This window comes from Bacillus sp. DU-106, from assembly GCF_004799705.1.
GTDB classification, from domain to species: Bacteria; Bacillota; Bacilli; order Bacillales; family Bacillaceae_G; genus Bacillus_A; species Bacillus_A cereus.
Genome location: NZ_CP026607.1, coordinates 2,320,947 through 2,328,839 on the forward strand (window position 1 = coordinate 2,320,947; position 7,893 = coordinate 2,328,839).

A 7,893-nucleotide genomic window follows, 5' to 3' on the forward strand; every position below is an offset into this window, starting at 1 on the left:
TTATAGGATACAACTAAATATTAGTTTGAAACAAAAGATTTCAAAGTACTATAGATTCTTATGTGGATAGCTTGGAATGTCAGGGTGTAATTTTTCCTTCTTACTTTGTGCATTGTAATGACACTACTTTTTTCTATAGTTTCATATCATTTAATCGAAAAGAAATGTATCAACTGGGCAAAACAAAGAACAATAAATTTTTTGAAAAAAGTATAATTCCTAGATAGATTTTATTTCTTTAGTAAATATATGAATATGACCGATTCCTAAGTATACTTAGGAATCGGTCAATTTTAGATTCTAAATGTAAATATAGTAAAGTGGAATATAATTGAAATCGAAAACCACTTAGAAATAACAATTACGGTGTGAGCTATTGTATAGTATAGATATGGTTAACAATAAAGGGGGAATACATATGTGGAAGCGATTTGTAGCAATTGGCGATAGTTTTACAGAGGGGATAGGGGATGAAGTTGAGGGGATTGCATTAAAAAGCTGGGTAGATCATTTTGTTCAACTGTGTGAAAATGATATAGAATATGCCAATTTTGCAAAGCGTGGGTTAGTAACTAAAGAAATTCAATCGCAGCAATTGGAAAAGGCGCTAACTTTTAATCCAGATTTGGTTAGTCTCATTGCAGGGGCAAACGATGTTTTAAAAGGACGTTGGAATCATGATGCATATAAGAACGATATGGAATTTATGATAGATACATTAAGTAAAGCAGGGGCTGATATTATTATAGCAAACCTTCCAGATTTTACAGTTAGGCTTCCTTTTGCTTCTGAAAAAAAACAAGTAATAAAAGAACAATTATTAGAGGCAAATGAAGTTATACATTCACTGAGCAGAGAGTATAAGCTTCATCATGTTGATTTTTGGAATCATCATTTAGTTAATGACAATACGCTTTGGTCTAAGGATTTAATTCATCCAAACTCAAAAGGATATGTAAAAGTTGCTGAATTAATTTTTAGTAGTTTGCCTGTACAGAAGACAAAATAATAGTTTGCAATGTAACGAATATGATATTAATTGTATGAAGCTATGTTTTTTAGTAAATAGAAAGAACTAAACATTTAGCAAACAAAGCGTTTCTACGATATATTTCTACAGTAGTGCACAAATACAGAATCACAAAGAAAGATCACTTATGGAAATAGGTGGTCTTTAAATGTTTTTATAACTAAATTAGTATATACTGTATTACTAACAGTTTCGTACTACATAAAAATTAAGTTCTCTTATAGAAAAACTGATTTTATATTATCTTAAAATATAATAAAACGTTCAAATCATATTTTGGGTATGTATCTTAATTGTGAATGATGTGTAATTTTTTTTGAAGTATAAATATCCAATAAATAAAATAGGTAGTAGCTGCAGAAGTATTAATACTATATTATTCAATTCTTGTTATGAGTACATTAGTGATTGGTAATATTATATTTTTATTATCAACTTTAGTTATTGGAATTAATTTGCATAGAAAATATGTAGGATTAGAAAAAATATACTTTATTGTATATTTTTTTTGTTTAGTTGGATTTACGGTCTCTTTAAACTATTATGTTAATAAAATTAAAAAACTTAATTCTTAATACCCTTATGGTTAAAGCTATCTATAAAATGAAAATATAACTAAATAATAGTTTGTTATGATTTGTGGATTTGGTTTTTTATCCGAATTTTCTGATTCAAATATTTCAACTTTATGAATATAGTAGGTGAAATATTTGTGTGATAGTATTTGAGATAGAAAAAAGCCAACTTTAAAAAGGATGTGAATTGAATGTGTAAACGACTGTAAAGGGTTATATTAAGGCAACGTTTAGCTGTTATTAGTGTAAGGTAAAGATATATTTTGTAACAGTTGATATAAAAATGAAGGAATAGGTACGCTTTCGTTTGTCTGACTATTTTAAATATACGAAAAATAAGACTGATTTGAGTTTTGACGAAGTTAAATTCTAGGTGAGGTGTCAATACTGATTAATTAGGTTTAATAAAGAGGTACCTTATACGCAAAAGCGTTTATATTAGTAACCTAAGGAGCTTGCTTTTATGAAAACTACTGATTCAAAAGGCCTATTAGGAAATAGGGTTTATTTACAAGTTTTCTCTGCCTATTCATTGCTTATGCTTGGTGTTTTTATTGATATGTTAGCGATTATGACTATAGTTGGGTTTGAATGGGAAGTAGATCCTACTATGATTGGATTGATTCCTGTTGCATATGCACTTCCTGGAATTATTTTTGGCTCATGGGCAGGTGTTATTGCGGATCGTTTTAGAAAAATTCCAATTATGATGTTCTGTAATCTAATGGTTGGTCTAATAACAATTGCTCTTTTATTTGTACAAGATATCCACTGGCTCTTAGTGGCATTAATGATTCGTTCTATTTTTATTGTTTTCTATTATCCTGCACAGCAAACACTAACAAGACAGATTGTATCCCCGGACTTGCTTACTAAAGCAGTAAGTATCAACGGAATAGTAGAGCAGGGTACAAAGATAGTAGGCCCACTTATAGGGGGCATGTTGCTGAGCTGGTTTCAACCAGAGTTCTGCCTCATTATAAGAGCTATAAGTTGTTTATTAGCTACCTTAGTTCTCATACCCACAATAAAATTTAAAGAAACTATATCGAAAGAATTTGTTGAAAAGCAAAAACAAAGTACTTGGACCGCTTGGGTACAAGGGTGGGGTTATGTGTTATCTAATCGGATAATATTATCAACCATGATTTTCGTTACAATAGCCATGGCAGTATTACAATTAGTAGACTCACAATTCCCAACTTTATTTAAGAGCTTATTCCCACATGATAAAAGTAAAATGGGATATATCATTTCTATTATTGGTCTTGGCGGAATACTTGGTGCATTACTAACTCAGAAATTAAAACAATTTCAATATGGCTGGGTAGTATGTGGAGGTATGGTTTTAATGGGAATTGGTTTTGGGGGGATTGGTTTGATAACGCCCGGTACGGTCTTCGTTTTAGCTTATTTAATTAGTTTTATCGCTGGTATCGGAAGTGGGCTGATGCTTGTATCTAATCAAGTCATTTTACAAATAGAATCCGATCAAGATCAAGTAGGAAGAGTATTTGGTATACAAAGCAGTTTAACAAACGCAGTTCTAATTATTTCTCCTGCTATGAGTGGTCCATTAGTGCATTTGTTTGGAGTAACTCAACTCTATGTTTATGGAGGGATTGGGCTTGTTATTATTGGAGTAATTGGAGTTTCACTGCAGAAATATTTATGGGCTAAACATAAACACGAACCTATAAGAGCAAATAATTTTTGAAGGGAAGATTTTTATGACCAATGAGGAATGCTATCCATTAAGCCATCCGCAGCGAAGAATATGGTATACAGAAGTCGTTCATTCTGATAAAGGAATATGTAATTTAAGATTTTTATTTAAACTTCATCGAAAAATGAATTATTCAAAATTAAACCAAGTTGTGAATCGCGTTATCAGTGAAAATGACGGTCTGTGCATTAGGTTAAAAGAAAATGGGCATCAGGAACCGAAACAATATTTTACTAAACATGAAGAACAAGAATTTGAGTTTTTTGATTTCAGTAATGTGGAGAATACAAATTTGCTTGAGGAATGGATTGAGCAGAAAACAAAAGAAACGTTTACATTATTTAATTCAAATTTATACTATTTCGCTTTAATAAAATTAAACGATAATGAATGTGCAGTCTTTGGAAATGTTCATCATATTATTATGGATGGTTTATCAATTCAAATATTTACTGAGCAGATTGCAAAATATTATTATGACATGCATAACGAGAATGAGGAAGGCGAAATTAAAAATTCATATGTTCAATTTCTGACCAACGAACAAACATACTTGAATAGTAGTCGCTTTCAAAAAGATCAAAAATTTTGGTTAGAGGAATTTAAAACACTGCCATCTGTGACTGGATTGAAGCCTTATAATACGTACCAAGTTAGTACAAAAGCATCACGTGAGACGTTTATATTAACGGAACATTTGAAGAGAAAGATAGAAAAATTTTCTGAAGATTACAAAAATAGTTTATATACTCTTTTTGTTGCTGCTTTTTCGTTGTCCATGTATCGGTGGACCTCATCGCTTGATATTGGTTTAGGAATGGCTTACGGCAACCGTATGACTAAAATGGAACGAAAATTGATTGGAATGATGGTGAGTACAGTTCCTTTAAGAATGGATATTGATCCAGAAGAAGAAGTACTTTCATTTATTAGTAGAGTGTCCAGAAAACAAAGTAAATCATTAAGACACCAGAAATATCCATTTGATTTGTTATTAAAGCAGATTAATAAAGAGAATAACAGTAATGTGAGGCTTTTCGGAACTACGATTGATTATAGGGATCGTGATGAAAGTGGTGACTCACTATGGATTCCAAACCGTGAAGAAGTACAAGATTTTGCAGTTCATATTGAAAATCTAATTGATATAGACTCTTTACATGTACATATTGATTATCGTGAGGAGCTATTTTCTAAGGAAGAGATAGAACGATTCTTTAACGTTATGCTAGTGATACTGGAAAATATTTTTGAAAACCCAAAGCAGAAGGTGGCTGAAATAGAAATCATTTCTGAGGAAGATAAAAGAAAAAGTTTAGTTGAGTTCAACAATCCTAAACTGGATGTCCCACCTCAAGTAACTATTCATGAAATGTTCGAACGGCAAGCGATGATTTATCCAAATGCTATTGCAGTTACGTATGAAAAAGAAAAAATTACTTATAAGGAGCTTAATGAACGTGCAAACGAGTTAGCTCATTATCTGCAGAAAAAGGGAGTAGGACCTGATACTTTAGTTGGACTGTGCGTTGAACGTTCCCTCGAAATGATTATAGGTATTTTAGGAATTTTGAAGGCTGGTGGGGCTTATGTTCCACTTGATCCAACATATCCAGAGCAGCGACTTCAATATATTTTAGAAGATGCTAGCATTCAGTTATTCGTAACGCAAGAAAGTTTAAAAGAATTGAACTGGTTACCAGAAAATGTTGAGTCGATTTGCCTGGATCGTGATCAAGATGAGATTGGGAAAGAAAGTAAGACTTTGCCGGTTTCTAGTGTCGGTCCCAAAAATCTGGCATATGTAATCTATACTTCGGGATCAACGGGAAATCCAAAAGGCGTTATGATAGAGCATCACAATGTTATACGGTTATTTAAATCGACGGATTGTTTGTATCAGTTTAATGAAAAAGATACTTGGACGCTTTTTCATTCGTATGCATTTGATTTCTCAGTATGGGAAATTTGGGGAGCGTTATTATATGGTGGGAAATTAGTTGTTGTTCCGTACTGGATTAGTCGATCACCTAAGGATTTTTATCAAGTATTGGTGGAGGAAGAAGTCACAGTTCTAAATCAGACACCTTCCGCATTCCGCCAATTAATACGAGTGTGTGAACAAGAAGATAAGAATAAAAATTTGCAGCTGCGTTACGTGATATTTGGCGGAGAAGCGTTAGAACCTATTGGCTTGTTACCGTGGTTTCAAAGGTATGGGGAGAAAAAACCACAGTTAATTAATATGTATGGAATTACAGAAACTACAGTTCATGTTACATATTATCCAATTACTCAAGATGATGTGCAGCATGCTTCAAGAAGTAATATTGGAAAGCGGATTCCCGATTTAGAAGTGTATATACTAGACGCTTATCAACAACCTGTTCCTATAGGTGTTGATGGTGAACTTTATATTGGTGGAGCAGGATTGGCACGTGGATATTTAAATAGACCTGAATTAACAGCAGAGCGTTTTATATCTCATCCATTTAGTAGTAATCCGAAAGAAAGATTATACCGGACAGGAGACTTAGCTAGGTATTTGCCAGATGGGAATCTAGATTATCGTGGAAGAATTGATCATCAGGTTAAAATACGTGGTTTCAGAATTGAGATTGGGGAAATTGAGTCTACTTTAAATACATATGCATCTGTAACAGAGGCAGTTGTAATTGTAAGAGAAGATCAGCCGGGCGATAAAAGATTAGTAGCATATGTTGTAGGAGATGGAAATGTAGATGCGTGGAGAGAGTATCTTAAAGCGAAACTACCAAGTTATATGGTTCCTTCGGGATTTGTGGCGATGGAAGCTATTCCACTTACAGCTAACGGTAAAGTTGATCGTGAGGCCTTACCTATGCCAGAGGAAAAGCAGATTAATAGTGAATGGGTTGGCCCTCGGAATAGTAACGAACAGATACTGACTGCCATTTGGAAGCGAGTATTAGGTGTTAAAAAGGTGGGAATCTATGATAATTTCTTTGAAATTGGTGGCGACTCGATTCTCAGTATTCAAATCATATCTCAAGCAAGTCAAGTGGGGTTAAAACTTACTCCAAAGCAAATGTTTGAATGCCCAACTATCGCTGAGCTGGCACAAGTGGCTATAGAAACGCAGGGAGTACAAGCGGAGCAGGGAATTGTGATAGGTGATGTGCCTCTTACTCCAATTCAGTGCTGGTTCTTCGAGCAAGAACATCCACATACAGAGCATTGGAATCAATCAATGCTTTTAAGAGTAAAAGAAAGATTGAATGTGAAATTACTAGAGGGAGCGATATTAAATTTACTGAAACATCATGATGCTTTACGTTTCCGGTACGAACAGTTACCAAACGGAACGTGGAGGCAGAGAAATGAAGGGACTGATGAGCTGTCAGTACTCCATGTTGTAAAACGTAATCAAGTTAATGAAAAAGAGTGGAATAAAATAATACAAGAAGAGATGAACATTAATCAAGCTAGTTTCAATTTAGTTACTGGTCCGTTAATGAGAGTAGTGTACTTTGAAGATAACTTGACTGGAAATGATCGAATATTCTGGGTGATTCATCATTTAGTAGTAGATGGAGTGTCATGGAGGATTCTATTGGAAGATTTACAGGTGGTATATAACCAGATGAAACAAGGTCAAGAAGTTCGCTTACCTGCGAAAAGTACATCTTTTAAAGAGTGGTCTGAACGACTCCAGACATACAGTGATTCGGGTATTTCAAAAGAAGTACAAAATTATTGGAATGAACAAGTAGAAAAAGAAACGATGAAAATTCCAATGGACTATCCAATACAAGAAACAACAGAAGAATCGATTGATCAAGTGACGAGGACTCTAGGAATAGAAGAAACACAAACATTGTTATACGAAGTTCTAGTCACTCATAAGACAAGGATTGATGAGGTACTATTAACGGCATTAGGACAAGCTATCGTTGATTGTATAAATCAGCAAACCGTTTCTATTCATCTAGAAGGACACGGAAGAGAAGAGATGATTGAAGGTATTGATTTATCAAGGACAGTGGGCTGGTTCACGAGTATTTATCCCGTTCATCTCAATTTTCAAGGAACTCAGACACCTATTGAAGGGTTAAAGGCTGTCAAAGAACAATTACGTCGAATTCCAAATCGCGGAGTTGACTATGGTATTTTACGTTACTTGAATAAAGGATTACTTCCGTTTTATCAGCAAAAGCCTTCAATAAGCTTTAACTATTTGGGCCAATTTGATCAGGTGTTTTCAAGGGACTCTTTGTTTATGCAAGAGACAGGATTTACATTTTTAGATCATGCTCCAGATTCCAAACCGTCTCATCTAATTGATGTTATCGGAATGGTGAAAGATGAAAAGTTACATTTTATTTGGATGTATAGTAGGGAACAGTTTTCTAAATTGAAAATTCAAGTGATAGCAGATGGTATGTTAAGGCATCTCCGTCAACTTATAAATAAACCAACAACAGAGTCTGCTTTTACGGTATCAGATTTTGCTGATGCAGAGGATCTTACGGAAGAAAGCTTAAGCAAAGTATTACTTAAATTAACAAAGAAGAGGGTGTAAA

General features: G+C 33.8%; 3 protein-coding genes and 1 pseudogene. All 4 read left to right on the top strand.

All coding sequences use genetic code 11. The annotated features are described in order from the left end of the window. Window positions 1-90 precede the first annotated feature (90 nt). Window positions 91-216: pseudogene (locus C3Y97_RS11995) on the top strand (acyltransferase family protein); the annotation flags it as partial. A 202-nt stretch (window positions 217-418) separates the two neighbouring features. Continuing rightward, the gene (locus C3Y97_RS12000) at window positions 419-1,009 is read left to right on the top strand and encodes an SGNH/GDSL hydrolase family protein (RefSeq protein WP_000265880.1); all 591 of its coding nucleotides are present in this window, start codon (window positions 419-421) and stop codon (window positions 1,007-1,009) included. Between the two features lie 1,059 nt (window positions 1,010-2,068). Then, a complete protein-coding gene (locus C3Y97_RS12005; protein WP_000858613.1) occupies window positions 2,069-3,322 on the top strand; it encodes an MFS transporter in 1,254 nt (417 codons plus the stop codon). A gap of 13 nt (window positions 3,323-3,335) precedes the next feature. Continuing rightward, the gene (locus C3Y97_RS12010; RefSeq protein ID WP_121868691.1) at window positions 3,336-7,892 is read left to right on the top strand and encodes a non-ribosomal peptide synthetase; all 4,557 of its coding nucleotides are present in this window, start codon (window positions 3,336-3,338) and stop codon (window positions 7,890-7,892) included. The last annotated feature ends 1 nt before the right edge of the window (window position 7,893 follow it).

Coding starts and splice junctions, on each gene's coding strand:
- C3Y97_RS12000 (WP_000265880.1), top strand. CDS start 419: ATGTGGAAGCGATTTGTAGCAATTGGCGATAGTTTTACAGAGGGGATA.
- C3Y97_RS12005 (WP_000858613.1), top strand. CDS start 2,069: ATGAAAACTACTGATTCAAAAGGCCTATTAGGAAATAGGGTTTATTTA.
- C3Y97_RS12010 (WP_121868691.1), top strand. CDS start 3,336: ATGACCAATGAGGAATGCTATCCATTAAGCCATCCGCAGCGAAGAATA.